The 19,887-nt window shown below is 51.0% G+C and carries 14 protein-coding genes; 5 read left to right on the top strand and 9 right to left on the bottom strand.

What is annotated here, in order from left to right:
- Positions 1 to 356: 356 nt before the first annotated feature.
- From GA004_RS05235 to GA004_RS05215, 5 genes are all read right to left on the bottom strand, one after another.
- Positions 357 to 1,541, bottom strand: coding sequence for an aldo/keto reductase (locus GA004_RS05235; RefSeq protein WP_283396253.1), 1,185 nt, complete (start codon positions 1,539 to 1,541; stop codon positions 357 to 359).
- Positions 1,542 to 1,818: 277 nt separating this feature from the next.
- Positions 1,819 to 3,453, bottom strand: a complete 1,635-nt coding sequence (locus GA004_RS05230) for a sodium:solute symporter family transporter (protein WP_283396252.1) — start codon at positions 3,451 to 3,453, stop codon at positions 1,819 to 1,821.
- Between the two features lie 786 nt (positions 3,454 to 4,239).
- The gene (locus GA004_RS05225) at positions 4,240 to 4,704 is read right to left on the bottom strand and encodes a TspO/MBR family protein (RefSeq protein WP_283396251.1); all 465 of its coding nucleotides are present in this window, start codon (positions 4,702 to 4,704) and stop codon (positions 4,240 to 4,242) included.
- 137 nt (positions 4,705 to 4,841) lie between these two features.
- Positions 4,842 to 5,888, bottom strand: coding sequence for a 3-keto-disaccharide hydrolase (locus GA004_RS05220; protein ID WP_283396250.1), 1,047 nt, complete (start codon positions 5,886 to 5,888; stop codon positions 4,842 to 4,844).
- A gap of 166 nt (positions 5,889 to 6,054) precedes the next feature.
- Positions 6,055 to 8,934, bottom strand: coding sequence for a PVC-type heme-binding CxxCH protein (locus GA004_RS05215; protein WP_283396249.1), 2,880 nt, complete (start codon positions 8,932 to 8,934; stop codon positions 6,055 to 6,057).
- Positions 8,935 to 9,305: 371 nt separating this feature from the next.
- Here GA004_RS05215 and GA004_RS05210 point away from each other — a divergent pair, with 371 nt between their 5' ends.
- The 5 genes from GA004_RS05210 (at position 9,306) to GA004_RS05190 (ending at position 13,117) form a co-directional block, all read left to right on the top strand.
- The gene (locus GA004_RS05210; protein ID WP_283396248.1) at positions 9,306 to 10,370 is read left to right on the top strand and encodes a dipeptidase; all 1,065 of its coding nucleotides are present in this window, start codon (positions 9,306 to 9,308) and stop codon (positions 10,368 to 10,370) included.
- A 21-nt stretch (positions 10,371 to 10,391) separates the two neighbouring features.
- Complete coding sequence (locus GA004_RS05205; RefSeq protein WP_283396247.1) at positions 10,392 to 11,189, top strand: 3-keto-disaccharide hydrolase; 798 nt, start codon at positions 10,392 to 10,394, stop codon at positions 11,187 to 11,189.
- A gap of 12 nt (positions 11,190 to 11,201) precedes the next feature.
- On the top strand, positions 11,202 to 11,354 hold the full coding sequence (locus GA004_RS05200) for a PIG-L deacetylase family protein (RefSeq protein WP_283396246.1): 153 nt from the start codon (positions 11,202 to 11,204) through the stop codon (positions 11,352 to 11,354).
- A gap of 116 nt (positions 11,355 to 11,470) precedes the next feature.
- Positions 11,471 to 12,352, top strand: coding sequence for a hydroxypyruvate isomerase family protein (locus tag GA004_RS05195; protein WP_283396245.1), 882 nt, complete (start codon positions 11,471 to 11,473; stop codon positions 12,350 to 12,352).
- A gap of 498 nt (positions 12,353 to 12,850) precedes the next feature.
- The gene (locus tag GA004_RS05190; protein ID WP_283396244.1) at positions 12,851 to 13,117 is read left to right on the top strand and encodes a hypothetical protein; all 267 of its coding nucleotides are present in this window, start codon (positions 12,851 to 12,853) and stop codon (positions 13,115 to 13,117) included.
- A 145-nt stretch (positions 13,118 to 13,262) separates the two neighbouring features.
- Here GA004_RS05190 and garD read toward each other — a convergent pair whose 3' ends face one another.
- From garD to GA004_RS05170, 4 genes are all read right to left on the bottom strand, one after another.
- The gene (gene garD / locus GA004_RS05185; protein WP_283396243.1) at positions 13,263 to 14,786 is read right to left on the bottom strand and encodes a galactarate dehydratase; all 1,524 of its coding nucleotides are present in this window, start codon (positions 14,784 to 14,786) and stop codon (positions 13,263 to 13,265) included.
- Between the two features lie 158 nt (positions 14,787 to 14,944).
- Positions 14,945 to 16,216 carry a PQQ-binding-like beta-propeller repeat protein gene (locus GA004_RS05180; protein ID WP_283396242.1) on the bottom strand — a complete coding sequence of 424 codons (1,272 nt, stop codon included), beginning with the start codon at positions 16,214 to 16,216 and terminating at the stop codon, positions 14,945 to 14,947.
- Between the two features lie 44 nt (positions 16,217 to 16,260).
- A complete protein-coding gene (locus tag GA004_RS05175) occupies positions 16,261 to 18,450 on the bottom strand; it encodes a sulfatase-like hydrolase/transferase (protein ID WP_283396241.1) in 2,190 nt (729 codons plus the stop codon).
- Positions 18,451 to 18,604: 154 nt separating this feature from the next.
- Positions 18,605 to 19,804 carry a DUF6607 family protein gene (locus GA004_RS05170; protein ID WP_283396239.1) on the bottom strand — a complete coding sequence of 400 codons (1,200 nt, stop codon included), beginning with the start codon at positions 19,802 to 19,804 and terminating at the stop codon, positions 18,605 to 18,607.
- Positions 19,805 to 19,887 lie beyond the last annotated feature (83 nt).

Here is a 19,887-nt window from a genome sequence, read left to right as displayed (position 1 = left end):
AAAGTGCGACTCGCTCTCGCACCATGCCACTTGGGCAAATCAGAACTAACTAACGCGGCACTTCACTATACGACGAGCTCATAGCTCTGAGGCTCTCGAACGGGCAAGCGAAATCCATGGATGAATTTTAAGGGAAGCCAAGGCTGTTGCTTCAGCAGGCCCATTGCTAACGTTAAGTATTATATAAAAATAGAATAGGCAGCATTCCCTTGGAGATGCTAATTCGCCACAGAAAAGGTTACCTTTATATTAATTTGATTATATTGTAATGCTCAACAATCACAAAGGTGGGCCGAGAGGCTCTGTTAAAAGCACCAGAAACGGTCCGCGAGCAATTGAAGTAAGAACTTCACCATCTACACCATTCCAGTCGAAACCTTTCGACCGGTGGCTGCCACGTTGTCGGCGACGGCTTCAGGTGTCGGCATTTCCGAGACACAACAGGAAATGTTCTGGTTCTGCAGGGCCCAAAGATAGGCTTTCGAATGGATCGACATTTTCTCTGGAATAGCTTCGTTCAGTTTTTGGATACACCATTGCGGAGTTTCCATCCCTGGATTGCTTACCGCACGAGCTACTTTCATAGCTACGATTCCCATACCTGCTTGCTTGGCCTTGAGAAGGGAACGCTCGAGTGCAGCGTGGTTTCCAACATTGTAGGCAACCATCGCTCCGTCGTAATGACCGAGCTCGATCGCCTTATCCAGATTGGCCGCCACGTCGTTGTGCATGGACAACGCGGCAAACCGCACAGAACCTTTCTTTTTCAGGTCATCGAAGACTTCGCGAATATTTTCATCGTCGAGCATTTCCGGCATGGCAACCCCGTGAGGACAGTGAAGCACATCGAGGTGATCGGTTTGCAGAGCTCTGAGCGAGTTTTCCACCAGCTCGTGCATTCGGGCCTTTATCTTGGGTTTCCATTCCTTCCGAACGCCATATTCCTTCAACACCAAGTGTCGCATATAGGCTGTCTTGAACTTATTGTCCTGCCCCTTAAAGTACTTGAAGTGATAACCCGGCTTGAGCACTCCCCGCTCCTCAATCATGGAAACCGCCCGCTTTTCCAGATCCGCCTTTTTTTCGAACGGCAACCCACTCAAAACATCTTCCACAAGCGTTCGCATAAATTCGTCATAAAAGCTAATCTTCGTGGAAAGAAAAAGATTATCGCGGTTTCCAGACTCTTTGAGATACTTTCCAATTACTTTCTCTGCGTTTCCTTTGCTATAGGCGGGAGCCGTATCAATATAATTGATTCCGCTTTCTCGGCACGCCTCGATAATTTTAACATAACCATCATCTTTCCAAGGGGTTGTTCCCATCACAATTTCAGAAACCATCATTCCCGTATCGCCAAACATCCGGTATGACATCCCTGATTGATGGTTTCTCCACTCGGGGCTGCTCGCGTCCGCTTTTGCCGCCTTAGTTGCCGATTTATTTTCCCTTCCGATCGCAGCGGGGGCGACACTCAGTCCTACCGAAGTAGTCACCACACTGCGAACAAAGGTTCTTCTCGAATTTTTATCACTAGCCATGATTTATGCTCTGTTGGTTTTATACGGAGATTGTCCCCCTTTGATTGATGGTTTATCCCTGCTCGAAGGCAAGCGCTTCTCCGATGAAATGCCAAAAACTAACCAGCTTCAGCCTACCAAATTCTCCTCCAATCACAAAGACGACCCCCTTTCAGGCTAACCGGATTCTCTTCTTTCGGGGAATCGCTTAACGTGACGACTGCAACCTTTCGCAGGACCAGCGTTTGGACTAGAGATGCTGCGATCTGAACAATTCTTCAATCTAAGCGGGAGAAAGCTACCAGAAAAGCGCGTAGGTTCCGAAATATACCACTGCCACAATAATCACCCAAATCAGGAACTGCTTGTTCTCCTTGGAGGTGGGCTCCATGTCGGACAGAACTCGTTTCCGGGATGATTCGAACAACTCCCTGCCGCTTTCTTTGGTCAGAAGCGAGATTCCAAATAGCAAGCATAAACTAAACACCGCTAGAAAGGCGGCAGCGTGGAGGAAGTGCATCTTGAGGAAGCCCAGTCCGATCTGGTCCACCCAGGCCCCCACCATCGCGTTGTCCGCTGCGAGCCACATGACCACTCCCATTAATGACCCAATTACCAAAGTCCAGAAACCGGCTTTCCGATTGGGTATCGGCGAGAGCAGGCCGCCCATAAAACAGGCAAGGACTCCACCCACTGAATACGAGTTGAACTTGGCTAGGTAGTCGAAGAGAAACTTGAAATTCGGGATCACCCAAATGGCCCAGAGTATGCCTGAAAAAATGATCAGCGCTCCGGCCACTCTACCAGCAATCACGAGCTCCCGCTCGCTGGCATGCGGCTTGGCCTTTATGTACCAATCCATAGTGATGAGGCTTGAGGCTGAACAGATGCTTGAATCGACCGAACTCATCAAAGCCGCCACTAGCCCGGCCAAGGTTAATCCGATTAGCCCCGTCGGCAGCAGTGTCCGGACCATCGTCGAATAGATTTGGTCTGGCGAAGACGGAGCTGTCGCAAAAAAGCCATCCTGTATCAGCATCAGGCCAATCACACCCGGAATGACGATGATGAAGAGTGTCAATGATTTCAACAGAGCCGCGAACAAACCGCCCATTCGCCCTTGGTGAATGCTCTGTGCCGCCAAAGCTCTCTGGACGACCGAATGGTTCATAGAACAATAGAATAGCGAATGTACCGTTAGACCAAATACCACTCCTGTCCAAGGAACATAGCTATCGTCCGTTCCTCGAACGAGCGACATCAACTCGACTCCTTCTGTCTTTTGGTAGATATTCACTTTGGTCATGAACGCGTCGATTCCTCCCACTGCATATAGCCCAAAAATAAGGACTAGGATTCCTCCCAAGACCAAAATGAACATCTGGATATAATCCGTCACGACAACCGCCTTCAAGCCTCCTAGTACCGCATAAACGCCGGTTGTCGCTGCGAGTATCAAAATTCCAGGCACAATCGAGCTCCAACCAAAGAGGTCCATCATCACCTGTCCCCCCGCATAGAGCGAGAGAGGCACGACGTTTAGGGCGAGAAACAGAATCTGGAAGATCGAGGCGAACCGCAGAGACTCCTTCCCGTAACGCACTCCCAGATACTGAGGGGTTGTGACGATACCGAGTCGAATGTAGACCGGCAGAAAAATGATCCCCATCAAGGCGAATCCCAAAACGCCCGCCAACTGGTAGTTGGCCACCGCTACACCAATCACGACGGCCAAACCTGCTTGCCCCACAAACTGCTCTGCGGAAATATTAGTAGCGAAAAGCGAAGCTCCAATCATGGGCCACCTCATCTTACGCCCTGCCAGGAAGTAGTCTTGGGTGTCCCTCACACCACTACTCAAACGTACTGTGATCCAGAGGATGATTACGAAGTAGCCAATGACGATCGATAGATCGATTAGGGAAATATTCATCAGGGAGTATCCAGGGAGTATCAGTAGGGAGCTGAAAAGGACTAGAGATATTTCTCTATAATCTAGCTAGGATAGCAATAATCATTTACCCATGCCAATGGACAAATGCATTCGCCCATGTGAGAAAGCCTACCTCGGTCCGGATGGCCGGTTGATTACGCCTTAATGAATAAGTCCGAGGACCTCCAAGCTGGTTCGTGAACAAGTGAGGTCATTTCAGATTACGTACAAGATGACACCGGCAACACCCAGACAGTCAATGCAACAATACCAGCACCTTTTTATCACCGCTCCCTGATGGTTTCTAATAGCTCGATTTCTTCAATTGAATGAAACCGTAGAAACGCAAGAATGTGGGAACTTGATTCTGACATGTTAGCCATCCATGAACGGGCTTAATAATGGCGTTTCGATTACATAGGGTGATGAACTAGCCAATACATTGATCGTGTTCTCCTCGGACCATGGAGAGTTGCTAAGAAACTTTGGAAGCTAAGGAGAGAGATGGATGCTCGAAGCATCCTGCCGCGTTCCCATGATCGCCCGCTTACCAAGCGTTTTTCCCGCCAACTCTCAATGCGATTATCCCGCGACTCTTCTTGATTTGTTTCCAACCTTTACGGCACTCGCCGGCAACAGAAGCGATTAATAGCCTTGGGGTTTAAGCAATTCGGGATACTTACATCGCGAACCATATCCCAAAAAACGGATAAGGCAATTCGATAAACGCATCCCTAGGGCCAGTCCCCTAGGTATTTGCCCGAGGGGAAGTGTTAACTGGAAAAGCTAGTTCATAAATCGAATATAGGCATTGAGAGAGGTGGCTACCATGAGCCAGAGAAAGTAAGGCAGAATAAAAACCGATTTCATCCGGAATCGTGAGCAGTAGCCGAATAGAAACCAGGCGATCAGAATGGTCAGCAGAATGATCACTACCAAGGCAGCTCCCACTTGGTGATAGCGAAAGAACAATGGATTCCAGGATACATTCAAAACCCATTGAATCGTGTAAAGAGTGATCCACCGCTTCTTGTCAGATAATTCGCTCCATCCGAGAGCCATGTAAGCGGCAAAGCACAGCATGACTGTTGTCCAGGCTACCCCAAACACCCAACCCGGAGGCGTCCAGGGCGCTTTATTTAGCTGGAGGTACCAGTCAGATGAGGGTCCATTGCCCATCAGTAATCCCCCAACCCCCAAGGCCAGGAAATTCAATACTAGAAATGCGATGAGTCTTATCGCCACTTTCATTTACCTACTTTTAATCTTAATGACTTGCCTAACCACCCTTGCACTCTACTCTTTTATGACTGCGACAACGGTCCTCAAATGTTGTATCCGTATTATGTTTACATATTAGGGGGAGACTTCGCTTTAAAAATGAACTCCTAACGCTCCACTACCCAGATGTTTCTGAACTGAATCTTGTTGCTGTGATCCTGAAGGGAAAGACCCCCATTTTTGCCACTCTCCCCTAGCTCGCGCCCTTTTTGAGTGTTGGAGGTCGCTCCTTTAATCTGGAAGCTGTTGTGGATCTTCACTCCGTTGTGCCAGACGGTAAATTCCGCGTGATCAACTTTGTTGCCCTCCGAATCGCGACGGAGACGTTTGAATTCCACATCGAAGGTCTGCCACACACCAGGCGCCCAGCACATGTTCACTCGCGGGGGTGATTGTTTGTAAAGCGCGCCACACTCGTTCCACATACCGTCCAGGCCATAACTGTCTAGAATCTGAACCTCGTAACCACCCGGCAGGAAGAAACCGCTGTTGGCTCGCTTTTGTCCCCGATGCTCGGGCTCGTAGGGCAATCGGAATTCAAGGTGTACCTTCACGTCGCCAAAACTCTGGCGCGTATTGATGGATCCACCGACATTGTTGTTATCCTTTTTAGGCAGCACTTCAAAATAGCCGTCTTTAGTCAACCAGGTTGGATTTCCACCCCCTTGGCGCTCCCAGGCATCGAGGTCGGATCCATCAAAAAGCACCACTGCGTTTTCAGGAGCCTTTTTACCCATAGTGGGTGAGGCGCGATGCACGCGTTTTAAGGAAAATGGAGTATCGAAGGCGCCGCCGGCCTTATTGCCGGTGAAACTGTCGTTGGTAATTTTGCCGGAGTATCCATTCTGATCGAATGTCATCTTGCCGTTCTTCCAAACTGCTTCGGTTTTGACCTTAAAGTCCGCCCGCTTGTCGAACTCCTCCAGGATCTGAATTTCGTATCGATTGTTGCCTAGACCTATAACACGGGCCACGAGGCCGGGATTGTTCCTAGCGTTGCCGTCTTTCTGAGGAGCGTCAACCCAGCCGCCTTCCCAGTCTCCCATAAACGGCGGGATGGGTTCTATGTTGGCTTGGGAAACAGACACACTATTCATCCACAACAGAACTGAAAATACGAGAGTGAAGAGGTTTTTAACAGAGGTAAGGTTCATTCGAATCAGGACGTTAGAGTTTTAATATGGTAGATTCCGCTAGAGATGGAAATCCTTTCAGGCAATCTTCGATTGAGTTCGCGAGTCTTTTAACTAATTCCTTCCGCAACGAAGAGTACAAATCGCCTATCCCGATACACAAAGTGGGGAGTTGCCCTTGAGTTGACTACTGCTGGAGGTAGGCGATCAAGTCTACCACCTCTCGTTCATCCATAGTCTGCAACAACCCTTCCGGCATCGTCGATTGCTCAGTCTGACTTTGTTCTATTATTTCGGATACCGGTATCACCTCTGCGGAATTCGGACCGGCGATCGTTATAGTGTGTCTAGATTGAGCGGTAATGTTACCGCTCAACACTCGTCCATCTTTTAGCGTGAGCACATTCATGCGGTAGTCCTGCGGCAATACCGCGCCTGGATCGATAAGGTTCTCCAGCAAGTAGTACAGGTTCTGGCGATCACCACCGTCGAGCGGTGGGCCTAAGCTGCCTCCTTCTCCAAAAAGGGTATGGCATGACGCGCAGCTTCGTTGAAATAGGGACTTTCCATTAACGATGTTCCCATCCCCCAACCGATCGGGAGTCAGATTTGCCTGCCAACTCTTTATCTGCGCTTGCTTGTTCTCTGGACTTTGACGCAACTGCCCCCAAACCTGTTCGAGGAGAGCGTTCAGCCCGTCGTCACTTAAATTGTAGATCTGGCGGGCATGAAAGGCAGACAGGTCAGACCGAGGAACCATGCCGTTCTTGATGGCCCTTAGGAGTGTTCCCGCAAAGGAAACTCTAGAACTCAGAGTGGCCATAGTTGCTTGACGGTCATCAGTCAGATAGCGGCGATAGGGTCTCAAAATCGCAGCCGCTATTGCAGGATCGTCGAAAGCGGCAAGTTCAACTATGGCCTGATTGCGACGAGACTGATTCCCCAAAAGACTCAACCAGTCCCGCTCCGTCATGGGCACGCTTTGATCAAAGACCTCCTCCAGTTCCGCGGCAATGGCACGAACGCCAGCATCTAATGACGACGCTAACAATTCCCAGTTCGCTGGTGCCTCGATTCCCTTCAAACCGTTGAGAGCTTCTGCAATCCCCTTCACCCCTGCTCGTGCCTGCAACTGGTCGCCCCGATCCAAAGTAGCGGTTATTTCCTTCACCAACCGAGGCATCAAATCGGCATTCAAATCAAAGTCAGATGCAATGCGACGCACGATGTTCTTGTAGACCTGTGAATCCGAGCAGTTGGATAGAAGCCCAAGTGCTCGGGCGGGGTTCGATTCTACGAGGGGAAGCAAGGCATACCAAATCATATACGGTAAATTCTGGTCGGATACGTATCCAAAATCCGTTACCAATTCTTCCGCCAACGCCCACTGCTGATCCTCTGAAAAGCGAGGAAACGTGGAGGCCACGTAAAGGCGAACCAACCGAGAAACTCCATCCCTCGCTAGATCACTGATCTTTCGAAACTGATCCTTAGTCGGATGCCCATCCTCTCCGATAAGCCGTATCGCCCAACTTCGAACATGCTCATCGCCATGATTCAGCAACGCGGTGAGTCGCTTTTCTCCCACTCCACCAGAACTATGCAGGGCCCACATAAATCGCAGTTGCCGATCGACGGCGTGTTCCCCCGAATCGAGCATGCGAAACAGTTCCCTTCGGGCATCTTCAATATCGATTCCAGCGTGGAAACGCTCCTGCAAGAGCCGGCGGGCATGACGGACATAATAATCATTGCGATGCAACTGATAGGAGGCTAGCTCCAGATTGGAGCCCATCTCCAGATCGAACGGACCGGAATGGTTCGCGCCTCCGTATACCACCTTGTAAATGCGTCCACTCGTGCGATGAACCCCATCGTTGTCGTGGCATTCTCCGAAATCCGTCCAATCAGACAGATAGACCCCGCCATCCGGTCCGTAGATTTGAGTCACTCCCTTGTACCAGGGGTGATTGGCAATCATGAAATCATTGCCGTGAGTCGCCACGTATCCAGAGCCCGACCTTTGTAGAATCTCATTATTGATGCGTCGACCGTGAGTGTTGCTTAGAAAGAGGGTGTCGCGGTATTTCTCCGGCCAGTTATCGCCTAGATAGATCATCGCTCCGCAATGCGAATGACCGCCTCCCAAGAGGTTGGTGAGTCCTTCCGCATTGTCGCGGAACTGCCTGCGATCCGTCCACTCGCCTTCGTGATGCAAATGATCAGCGGTCATAGGAATTCGGTCATAAACGTGTGCCGCCGAACCTTGACCGTGCATTCGAGGATAGTAAGCGCCGGGAATGACATGCCACAAGTGACCGTTCACGTTGCCCGTCATAAACATCTCACCCATATCATTCCAGTCGAGACCCCAGGGATTGGTGGTTCCACGAGCCACGATTTCCACCTCGTGGGTAACCGGATGGAGACGCCAGATTCCGCAGCTAATATCAATCCGCTCTTTAGCGGGAGTACCCGGTTTTCCGACCAAGGACGCCGCCGTGATACCATGCCTGCCGTAAAGCCATCCATCGAGCCCCCAGGTTAAACCATTGAAAAAGTTGTGATTGGCCGCCGTGGAAAACCCGTCCAAAACAACCTCGGGAGGGCCATCCGGTACGTCGTCACCGTCGCGATCTGGGATGAACTCAAGGTTTGGCGAGTCGCATATCCAGACTCCACCAAAGCCTACTACCATCCCAGATAAATGAGTCGCCTTATCGTAGAAGATCTTTCGCGAATCGAACTTCCCATCATTGTCGGAGTCCTCGAGTACCAGAATTCGATCCTCCCCCTTCATCTCCCACTCTTTGTAAGAATAGGACTCGGCCACCCAGACACGCCCTCTGTCGTCCAGCTTCAAGGCAATCGGTTGCCGCACATCGGGCTCACCCGCGAACAAAGTAGCAGAAAATCCTTCCGGCAATTGCATCATAGCGGCCGCTTCCTCGGGCGCTAGCGGCTCGCGACCCAGTTCCTGTGTATTAAAAGGGATGTACCGATCGGATCCAAAAAGGGAGAGGGAACAGGAACAAAGAAGTCCAATAGCTCTTAAAAAGTCTTTCATGTGGCAAAGTGGTGGAAGTTGACTACGCATATTTATCATGGCACCACAAGGAGTCAAGATTCGCTAGTAAGAAGAGTCCTCCAACGGCTAGGCCCAGCAGGCTAATCCGGGTGAAAAAGTCTTTCCAAAAGTCCTCGCAGCCCTTTGGAACCTTATCCTTCTTCGCCGTCATCTTCAACGGTTACACTACCACGAGCCTTGGCAATCTCCAAGATTAACCTGCGTCGAAGCCAACCGCTAGGGCACTAAACTAAGAGAGACAGTCCCAAACCAAACGAAATCAATAGACCTCGTCCAAACGTGCCTCATTGTCATCTGAATCTAATTTCCCTCCACCCTAAACAACGTTTTCTTTTAGTAGACCAATCGTTATGCTGATCTTCGACGCCCACCTTGACCTAGCCATGAACGCTCTCGAATGGAATCGCGACCTCTGCTGGCCGATTCCTGAAATTCGTAGATCCGAGAAGGGCATGACCGACAAGAAAGACCGGGGCAACGGCACTGTATCGCTGCCCGCGATGCGCGAGGGCGGAATTGGCCTTTGTGTCGCAACGCAAATCGCCCGCTATGTCAAACGGGAGAATCCTCTACCCGGCTGGAACTCCCCCGAGCAGGCCTGGGCTCAGACGCAAGGGCAACTCGCCTGGTACCGAGCGATGGAGTTCGCCGAAAAAATGGTTCAGATCACGGATCGCGAAGGACTGCTCGCCCATATTGACGCCTGGGAGAATGATCCGGAGAAAACCCCTATCGGCTACATCCTCAGTCTGGAAGGCGCCGACTCTATTCTCAGCTTTGATCACCTGGAGCAGTGCCGGGAGCAAGGCCTACGCGCAATCGGTCCCGCCCATTACGGCCCGGGAACCTATGCCTATGGAACAGACTCGGACGGACCCCTCGGCGAAAAAGGACGCCAATTGATCAAAGAAATCGAACGGCTCGAACTCATACTCGACGCCACCCATCTTTCCGATACCAGCTTCTGGGAAGCCATGGATATCTTTAGTGGCCGCGTTTGGGCCAGCCATTCGAATTGCCGTGCCCTCGTACCCAACGGACGCCAGTTCACCGACGAACAGATTCGCGAGTTGGTCAGTCGCGGAGCGGTTATCGGCGCGGTGTTAGATGCCTGGATGCTCGTTCCGGGCTGGACAAAGCGAGTGACGAAACCGGAGGAACTCAAGCCCACCCTCGAGCACATGGCTGACAACATTGACCACGTTTGCCAGCTAGCGGGGAACTCCCTCCACGCAGCCATAGGAACCGATCTAGATGGTGGTTTTGGCACCGAGCAAAGTCCCATCGACCTGGATACCATCTCCGACATTCAGAAGCTTTCCGGAATTCTTACCGCACGTGGCTACAGCGAAACCGACGTCACCAATGTTTTAAGCAACAATTGGATACGTTTTCTATTGGAAACCTGGAAGTAAATTTAGCTAGTCAAACGAATCATGAAACACATATCCCATCAATCAAAAAGCCGCAGTATCATCCTCAACAGGGCACTCCTCTGCATCGCTTCCCTTTCCCTAATACTAATTCTCGGCTGTACTTCCTCCGATAACGAGGCCTTTCCGGAATCCGAAGGCTGGGTCTCTCTGTTCAATGGCAAGGACTTGACCGGTTGGGGGTTCAAAATTGAGGGAGCCAAAGAGATTTGGAGCGTCAAAGACGGGGTCATCGATTGCGAGCCGATCCTAAAGATGGAAGGTGATAAGAATATTTGGTCCAGCAAAGAGCTCAAGGACTTTACGCTTCACGCGGAGTGGCGACTCAAGCGGACCGAAGGAATATACAACACCCCCACCGTGCTTCCGGACGGTAGTTACCTTTTGGATTCAGATGGGGAAAAAGTGACAACCCCTTCTCCCGGAGCCGACTCCGGTATTTATCTTCGTGGATCTTCCAAGGCTCAGCTCAACATCTGGACCTGGCCCATCGGATCCGGAGAAGTCTACGGCTACCGTAACAATCAAAAGGACCCCTTGATCCGAGCAGGCGTCACCCCCAAAGTGAACGCCGACAATCCGGTCGGTGAATGGAATACCTTTCACGTCACCCTCAAGGGCGATAGACTCACAGTGGACCTGAACGGGAAACGGGTCCTCGACAACGCTCAACTGCCTGGCATTCCAGAGAGCGGTCCTATCGTCCTGCAACACCATGGTGGCTACGATTCGGTTAAGCAGGAATGGAATGGAGCTTCCAGCCTCGTACAGTTCCGCAATATCCACATCAAAGAGCTCTAGACACATCAATCCATGTCCGAGGAAAAGACGATCCTAGCGATTTTCGCCCATCCGGACGACATTGAGTTCTGCGCGGCAGGAACGCTGCTTTTACTTTCCCAGCATGGTTGGGCTGCGCATTACTTGAATCTTTCATCCGGCGATCTCCGAGCACCCATCCAATAGATACGATAATGGGAGCCCGAAAATTGCCACTAAGCTTGAAAAAGCCCAAATGGGCCATTTACAAAGCTGACGACACTATTAGGCTACCTTTAAATTATATATCACCAACCGAACTCATGAACCAATCCATACCACGTAGAACTGCTATCAAATCTTTAGCCACAGGGGCCGCCGCCGTCGCAGCAACCCAAGCTATTACCAGCCCGGCCAGCGCCGCCCATCACAGCAGTAAACTCAAGGAAAACATCAATCAATCGGTTTGTAAATGGTGCTACAAAGGCATTGAGCTGGACCCGTTCTGCGAAGCGGTCAAGGGAATGGGGTTGAACGCAGTCGACTTGATTGCCATTGAGGACTTTCCCACCCTTCAAAAACACGGTCTGAGTTGCTCCTTAGTCACTGGAGTTCCCGGGGGCATCAAGAAGGGTCTAAACCGCGAGGAAAACCACGAAACCCTGATTGCTTGGTTTGAAGAAGTGTGCCCACAGATCAGCGCTGCGGGATACAAGCAAGTTGTTTGCTTTTCCGGAAACCGGGACGGCATGAGCGATATTCAAGGTCTCGCCAACTGCGCCAAAGGGCTCAACCAGATTGTCCCCATCGCGGAAAAACACGGCGTCACCGTAGTGATGGAGCTACTCAACTCCAAGGTAAACCATGCGGACTACATGGCGGACCTCAGCAACTGGGGGGTTGCCTTGTGCGACACGGTGGGCTCAGACGCATTCAAACTTCTTTACGATATCTACCACATGCAGATCATGGAAGGCGACGTCATCGCTACGATCCGCAAGAACCACGAGTACTACTCTCACTACCATACAGGCGGCGTTCCCGGACGGGCCGAAATCGATACGACCCAAGAGCTCTACTATCCCGCCATCATGGAGGCCATACTGGAAACTGGCTTCGACGGCTACGTCGCCCAAGAGTTTATTCCTGCCGGTCCCAATCCAATGGCGTCACTCGAAGCAGCCGTACATATCTGCGACGTGTAGACCCCAAGTCGCAGTCTGTTATACTGCAACCTCTTGTTCAATAATTATAGGAGCAGTTTTACACCGCGACATCCAATGCATGTGACCATTGTCTGTAAGAGTGATCGTAGGGTAAAGCCGCTCCTACACTGACTCGTTGTAGTCTGCTGCCCCATAGATTAAGCCTAACGTATCCGAATCCCAACTAATGCATTTCCACCACACAGCTCCCTAGGCCGCCACGGTAGGGATGAGTATAATGGGTACTCGGAGATCACCTGCTGCCAAATAGGCTATCCCTATTTTTCAACCTAAGACTGTCTAGCCCCTTGATCCTTGAACAAAAGTGACAGGACGGTTCTACACCCAGCCTCAAGGGCATCGAAAAGACACAAACCTGCGTATTTGGATAAAGCAGGCATTCGTCCCCTAACGCCCAAAGAACAGGCCCCTTTCGCAAGAGGAAGGCAGATATACCTCAATTCCTGTGTCGCCTGTCATGGAGGTTAATGTCAAGGCATGAAACTACTGGTCCCTCCACTAGCAGGTTCCGATTGGGCCGTGGGTAATCCAGAACCCCTCGCCCGTGTTCTTTTCCATGGACTTACCGGTCCCATCACGGTCAGCGGCAAGAGGGTTGCGGCTCCGGATGCGCAACCAATCATGCCACCACTTGCAAACCTGAGCAACTCCGACACTGCCTCAGTATTAACTTATGTCCGACGAGAATGGGCCAATGACACGGAACCCATAGAGTCGAAAGCTATCAGTCAGCTGCGAATCTAAGCCCAGGGTCCAACCGTACCCTGGGCTGAGGCAGAGCTGGAGCCTTTCTCGAAAGCTAATTCTGAAAATGTGTCCTACAGGTCAAAAAGGTAGGGTTGACTATCCCTAGTCAGCCGCATTCGTTCCTTCCTGATTCAATGGCGCCTCAGGTAATTGGAGCCGGATTGAAGACGACCATGTCATTTGCCAAACCTAAAGTGTCAGCGGCCGTCTTCGCCCTTCCACTAGCTACATCGAGAATTTTGTGGAAAAGGGCTTCCCCCACTTCTTCGATTGTCGCATCTCCTGTCGCAATTGTGCCGGCATCCAGGTCGATCAAATCAAACCAGCGCTGGCTCAAGGTCGTCCGGCTTGAAACTTTAATCACCGGCGCCATCGCCAAACTGTAGGGAGTTCCTCTCCCTGTTGTAAATACCTGGAGAGCGATCCCCGAAGCTAGTTGTTGCGTCCCACACACGAAGTCGCTTGCGGGTGTTGCGGCGAAAACCAGCCCCTTTTTCTTCACCCTTTCACCATGTCCCAGAACGTCCGCTATCGGACTCCTCCCAGATTTGATTATAGAGCCGAGTGCTTTTTCAACGATGTTCGAAAGGCCGCCGATCTTATTTCCCGGTGAGGTGTTAGCCGACCGATCTGAACTCCCTCTTTCCAGGTAATTGTCGTACCATGACATTTCTCGAATCAAAGCCTCAGCAACGTCCTCATTCGACGCCCGGGCCGTGAGAAGATGGATGGCATCTCTCACTTCCGTGACCTCGGAAAACAATACCGTCCCTCCTGCCCGAACGATGCAATCGGCCGCGTAGCCAACTGCTGGATTGGCTGTAACTCCGGAAAACGCATCGCTTCCTCCACACTGAAGTCCCACAACCAAATCGCTGACCGGACAGGTCTCCCGACGCCTTTGGTCCAGTTTAGCGAGCCTGGTTTCGACCATCGTCATGAGCCGATTTACCATGCCCCCGAAACCTTCCTCCTGAACCTCCTGCAAGCAGACCATATCATCCTTTTGGTCATGTCCTTCTGGAACGAGCTTGGCGGGCTGAAGCTTCTCGCACCCCAGCCCCAAAACCAGTACTTCACCTCCGAGATTCGGGTTCTTCGCTAGATTCATAAGCGTGCGAGTCGGAATCGCCGCATCGGGAGCCTGGATGGCCACCCCGCAGCCAAAGGCATGCGTAATCGCTACGATGTCATCGACATTCGGATACTTCGGAAGCAATTCCCGCTTGGCCTTCGCGACGACATGATCCGCAACCCCGGTGACACACTGCACGCTGGTCACAATACCCAGCACGTTTTTTGTCCCGACAGATCCATCCGCATTACGATATCCCTCAAAGGTCAACCTTTCCAAAGGAAGCAGCGTCTCCCGTTCGCGGCCGCCCCAGGACAAATCGTACAATCCGGGCGACTCCGGCATACGAATGTTGCGTTCATTGAGCCACGATCCCTCTAGCCGGTCTTCAAGCGCCCAGCCAATCACTTCGCCAAAGCGGATAATAGGGCTGTCCTTTTGAATGAACGACAGAGCTACTTTATGCCCCTGAGGCACAAACTCCCTCAGCGTGATCCCTCCAGCGATCAAGGTCCCAGATGGAAGACCCTCGTCATTGGCGACTATCGCCACATTGTCTACCGGGTCGATTTGGATAATGGTGGGATTCATGAGGATTGGGGAAGCTTAGTTTAATGCAGGCTGGAGAGCACCGATTCAAGACCCTTTGGTTGGGTCGTAGCCTTTCAAAATAGTCTTCGCTTCGCCCGGATCTAATGGCGTCGTTGACATGGAATAAAAAGGGTCATCGTGCTCTTTAATCCACTCGTCTAGCTGTCCCCAGAAATCTTCCACAAATGGTGCCTTGTCCGGAGATAGATCGTGTTATCCACGACAGCCGGTGAGGCCAGTGTCTCTTCTCCCATTTCCATTTCAGAAATTATCTCACAGCCATCATCCCGCAAACGAATAACCAAGCAAAGCCCCTCTTCGCTGACAATATACAGAAGATCGCCCACTTGAACCGGCGACGCGGAAAACTTGCCTCTAAGCGGCTCCATCCACCGCAACTCACCCGTCTCTGCGTCGAGACTCTGAAGCCGACCGTCATCCTCTAGAGTAATCACGCTACCGTTGACGAAATTTGGGGATGGCGTCTTAGGCATGCTTTTGTGGTACATCCATTTCACGTGGGTATCGGTTAAGTCGCCCGTTGCTCCATCGACTCGAATGGCATAGAAGCTGGGGCGCGAAAAACCGGTACCCATGTAGAGAACGCCATCGACGTATATGGGGCGGGTCGACATCGAGAATCCCATCGGGTAACGTACGAGCCAGGTTTCCTTTCCGTCTTCCGGACGATAGGCGCCCACCATGCCACTGCCTGGGCTTATAATTTCGGTACGACCACCATTCTCAATCACCAATGGCGTGCCATGTGAAAAATTGTTCTTAACCTGATGACTTCGCGTTGTGCGCCACGCAATCTTGCCCGTTTCTTTGTAAAGAGCCGTAACCACCGGTTCCTCAAAGCTGTCTGTCGTAAAGACAAGTAGGTCGTCTACCACTACAGGGCTGCCCCCTGCTCCGTTTTTAGCGGTGTAGGAAATTTTCTGTTTCCACAATGTTTCTCCCGTATCAAAATCGAGAGCTACGGTCCCCATATGGCCAAAATGAGCATATATCACCCCATCCTCCATCGCTGGAGTAGGACTGGCCAAACTGTTTTTAGGATGTCGATCCTGACCCTCCTCTATGGTGGCGTGCAATACTGTCTTTAACCAAAGGATTTCACCGGTTTTTGCATCTACTTGCAGTACCTTCAGATCGTGCAAGTCATTAACCGTTTCCTCCATTGCCGTTGTTAGTACGATCTTCCCGTCAATCAACAATGGGGATGACCATCCTCTTCCCGGTATTTCGCTTTTCCATACAATATTTTTCTCAGTTGACCACTCGATAGGAACATTCACGGCCTCCGAGACACCTTGCTCAGCCGGTCCCCGGTATTTTGGCCACTCGTCCAGCTTTCCATAAGAGGATTGCGACACGGAAATAAGGCTAATGATCGATAGCAAAGAGATAAAAAATCGTGTGCTCATAATGGGTAGTTCAGTTCCAAATTCAGATTGCGTCACTCTTCAAACTAAAGCTCGCCATATATCGGCGCTTTCCAGTCGGGGGGCAGCTTTCCTTGCGGACGTACTCCATGAGCAGTCGCTGGAATGGGATGATTCTTCGCAGACTTCAATGGCAAATTGTCAGGCAAGTGCTTAATTTTGAAATCCTTGTATTCGATGGTCATTGCCGGACCCACATGCACTTGCACGGCGAGCACACCATCGAGCGAACGTCCCGCAACATCAAAGTCTAGCAAGTCTGCGGTCTTGTGACCATTGATCCAATGTTGGTGGTGATTTCCAATTACTCGAACCCGGTACTCGTGCCATTCGCGGGGAGGAAATTCCATTACTGGCATCATTTCCGTAACCCATGGCCGCCCATCTTCATCAACAATCACTTTCTCGCCCGTGTGCGAAAGGATACGACGCCCCTTCTCTTCGTAGAGCATTCCATTATACTTCGAAATGTTTGCAACCACATCGCATTGATATCCGGATACAACATCCAAACCCAAATAGGGACGCGACTGACCGCGATACTGAATCCCACTGTTGCCCCCCTTACTGACTCTCACCTTCACCTTTAGGTCGAAATTGCGAACCGTCGATCCCTTCCAACTGAGAAAGCTGTTTGCTTTCAGGCTCCCATTGGTCGTCCCCTTGAGAATGCCATTATCTAGAGACCAGTACTCCAAGTTACCTGTCCAATTCCTACCTATCGAGCCCTCGAGGAGATTTTGGTAACCATCTCCTCCCGGCTTATTCGTAACGGCGGCTGAGGCATAGGGATAGGGTGGCGTCGAATGGGTGAATTTACTAGCCGGGGCGACGAGAGGACCACCCAACTCTTCCACTCGCCTATCAGTACGTTGGCGCATGGTTTTCAAGATATCCGCGTATTCGGGGTGGCTTGCTAGGTTAACGAGCTCATCGGGATCGCTTTTCAGGTCGTGTAGAAATTCGTAATTTCCGTGATCAAAGTACCGTGCGTACTTAAACTGCTCATTGCGGATCCCTTCAAACGCCGGACTCCTATGCCTTACCGCAAAGTGCTCATGGAACGTTTCCTTGCGCCAGTCTTTGGGCGTTCCCTTTGACACGATCGGCTCGAGACTTCTCCCCTGATATCGATCGGGAATCTCCGCTCCGGCCCAATCGAGAAAGGTTGAGGGAAAGTCTAAATTAAGAGCCAGTGAATCCGTCACCTGGCCTTTCTCTTTTTGGGATACACGTGGATCAAATATGATTAAAGGTACTCGTAGAGACTCTTCGTAATGCAACCATTTACCAGCGAATCCTCTATTACCCATATGGTATCCATTATCCGCGGAATACACGATAATCGTATTGTCCGCCAAACCGGCTTCCTCAAGAGCTTCCATGAAACGCCCGATTGCCCCGTCGATTCCACTGATCATCCGGTAGTAGGCACGCATGTTCAACTCGTACTTTTCCGGAGTGTTCCATCTCCAGAAATAGCGCTCTCGATTAATTGTCGTTTTGAGAAAATCCGGCTGAGCTTCGAATATGGCCGGATCACTTAACCGAGGCGCTTTGAATTCAACATCATCATATGTTCCGTCCATTGCTCGCGGCCAGGGGAACTGCCCGATTCCTGGGCGGCGGTCACTGTCTTCCGCATGGGCAGCGCTAAACCAGAGGTTCAGAGCGAAAGGCTGGTCTTTTGGCTGGCGCTTGATGAAATCGATACCACGGTCAACGATTACCTCCGTTTCATGCCGAAGGCTTCCATCAGGCATCTTCTTGTAAAATGGATTTCGGAAAATGATCTCCATTTCGTCGAAATGATCCTCAGGCTTGTAGCCTTTCGGCATCTTCGCGTGCCACTTGCCAAAATACCCTGTGCGATAACCTTCTTCTCGAAGGATATCTGATACCAAAGTTTCAACCGCACTGGCTCGTGCTAAATCCGGATTTCCCGGTTCTCCATAACTGCGACCTGTCAATCCCGTTAGAATCGTCGTGCGGCTAACCCAGCAAATCGACTGGCTCACAAAGGCATTCCTAAAAAGAGTACCCTGCTCCGCGAGCGAGTCGATATTCGGGGTTTGAATGATGTCGTTCCCGTAGCAACCCAAGGTATCAGTCGTTTGATCATCCGCAAAAAAGAAGACAATATTCGGCTTGTCCGCACCCCACAGGCAGGCCGAAAAAGTAAGCGTTAGGCTAAGATAAAAAATAGCTCGATTCATCACGTTATTGAATTTCTAGACAGACTAAGGTCAGGCGGAATTACTAGTGTGACGATCCATTGAGGTCACCTCATTGGCAATCTGTAAAACAAGCCCCATAGAAGTATTTCCCGCATCGTATTGGAAAAAAGGAGTCCTGGGATCCAAAATCGAGCTAATACTGTGCCTTCTCTTTCGCTTCTGTGAGAAAGGATTCAATCGTCTCCCGCGCAAACGCCGCCCCCTTGGCAGGATCGTAGGGCTCGCCCCCTTCCAGCTTGGCTGCGTATTCAAAATGGTATTCAAATTGACTGCGGTTCTCGACTTTACTTTTCAGCGAGAAGTGGTCCCATTTTTCATAAACGGCTTTCCACGCTTCCCGAACCTCGCGCCAATAGGGGCCGGTTTTTTCCCAATAACTATCCGAGCGATCCAGGCTTGGGCTAACGATTCGCTCGTATCGGTCGATTCCTAATTCGTGTCCCCGGTATTCCGGTGCCTCCGAAGCGTCCCCAGCGACCCGCTTCCAGTTATTCTGCTCATGAATCCAGCCCGTCGGTACAATGACAATACGATGAAAGCCTTCCATCACATCATAGTCGTCACGAACCGAATATTCGCGTCGCGGCAGGGGTCGCCATGAATTTTCACCCGTCCAAATCGATCGATTCCCATCGTGTGTCCATCGTCCGATGACTTCGTAGCGGGGAGAATCGTCCACCTGCCAAACCGCTTGCGACCATCCGCCGGAGACCGATTCCGGTTCTCGGCTTTCACGGCTCCATGATGCACTTCCTCTGAATGTGTGGAGATCCGTATCTTCGTACGTCCAGTCTTGTCTCCAATGTTTCATCACCATCGGTGCCATTATAGAGCCATCGTCCATCTCGAAATGCATGACCAGTGTGTGCTGCAGACTAATGAAATCCCTCCTATCCTCCAAAACGCGAATTTCCTCTGTAGCCCAAGAATGATAGGGCCGCGTGGGTTCGTGCTCCGGATAGAGACCCAGCGTTTCCATAAAATGAAAACTGGTCTTGTAGTCGCCTGCCAGTGACAAAATGGCTGCCCTATCCTTTTCGAATGAACTCGCTGCGGCAGCAATTTCAACTAAGGGCAGTTTTCTAGCGAGTGCGAGTTCTACAGGTGTTCCTTGCGTCGTCCCCCCTCGCGGACTAGCCAGTCCAACGGGAAGACTTCCCCAGCCAAACACGTAAGTCGAAGAGGGGATCGATAAATCCGCAACTGTCTCCTTTCCCGAAGTCGTTGCTCTTGAACCGTAGTCCGCTTCGCTCAAATTTTCCGATGTACTATAGCAGCCGCTCAAGAGTGACGTAACGATTAAGACCATCGGGACATAGAATACGTTTTTCATCAAAAAGTTGAACCGGTTTCTTGTAGGAGCGGTTTTACGCCGCGATTAATCTTATCTATTTTATCGCAGCGTCGTGCCGCACT

The sequence above is a fragment of the Candidatus Pelagisphaera phototrophica genome (assembly GCF_014529625.1).
GTDB classification, from domain to species: Bacteria; Verrucomicrobiota; Verrucomicrobiia; order Opitutales; family Opitutaceae; genus Pelagisphaera; species Pelagisphaera phototrophica.
This window is presented reverse-complemented; position numbering and strand designations above follow the sequence as displayed.

Coding starts and splice junctions, on each gene's coding strand:
- GA004_RS05170 (WP_283396239.1), bottom strand. CDS start 19,804: ATGAAAAACGTATTCTATGTCCCGATGGTCTTAATCGTTACGTCACTC.
- GA004_RS05175 (WP_283396241.1), bottom strand. CDS start 18,450: ATGAATCGAGCTATTTTTTATCTTAGCCTAACGCTTACTTTTTCGGCC.
- GA004_RS05180 (WP_283396242.1), bottom strand. CDS start 16,216: ATGAGCACACGATTTTTTATCTCTTTGCTATCGATCATTAGCCTTATT.
- GA004_RS05200 (WP_283396246.1), top strand. CDS start 11,202: ATGTCCGAGGAAAAGACGATCCTAGCGATTTTCGCCCATCCGGACGAC.
- GA004_RS05215 (WP_283396249.1), bottom strand. CDS start 8,934: ATGAAAGACTTTTTAAGAGCTATTGGACTTCTTTGTTCCTGTTCCCTC.
- GA004_RS05195 (WP_283396245.1), top strand. CDS start 11,471: ATGAACCAATCCATACCACGTAGAACTGCTATCAAATCTTTAGCCACA.
- GA004_RS05225 (WP_283396251.1), bottom strand. CDS start 4,704: ATGAAAGTGGCGATAAGACTCATCGCATTTCTAGTATTGAATTTCCTG.
- GA004_RS05230 (WP_283396252.1), bottom strand. CDS start 3,453: ATGAATATTTCCCTAATCGATCTATCGATCGTCATTGGCTACTTCGTA.
- GA004_RS05205 (WP_283396247.1), top strand. CDS start 10,392: ATGAAACACATATCCCATCAATCAAAAAGCCGCAGTATCATCCTCAAC.
- GA004_RS05220 (WP_283396250.1), bottom strand. CDS start 5,888: ATGAACCTTACCTCTGTTAAAAACCTCTTCACTCTCGTATTTTCAGTT.
- GA004_RS05210 (WP_283396248.1), top strand. CDS start 9,306: ATGCTGATCTTCGACGCCCACCTTGACCTAGCCATGAACGCTCTCGAA.
- garD (WP_283396243.1), bottom strand. CDS start 14,786: ATGAATCCCACCATTATCCAAATCGACCCGGTAGACAATGTGGCGATA.
- GA004_RS05190 (WP_283396244.1), top strand. CDS start 12,851: ATGAAACTACTGGTCCCTCCACTAGCAGGTTCCGATTGGGCCGTGGGT.
- GA004_RS05235 (WP_283396253.1), bottom strand. CDS start 1,541: ATGGCTAGTGATAAAAATTCGAGAAGAACCTTTGTTCGCAGTGTGGTG.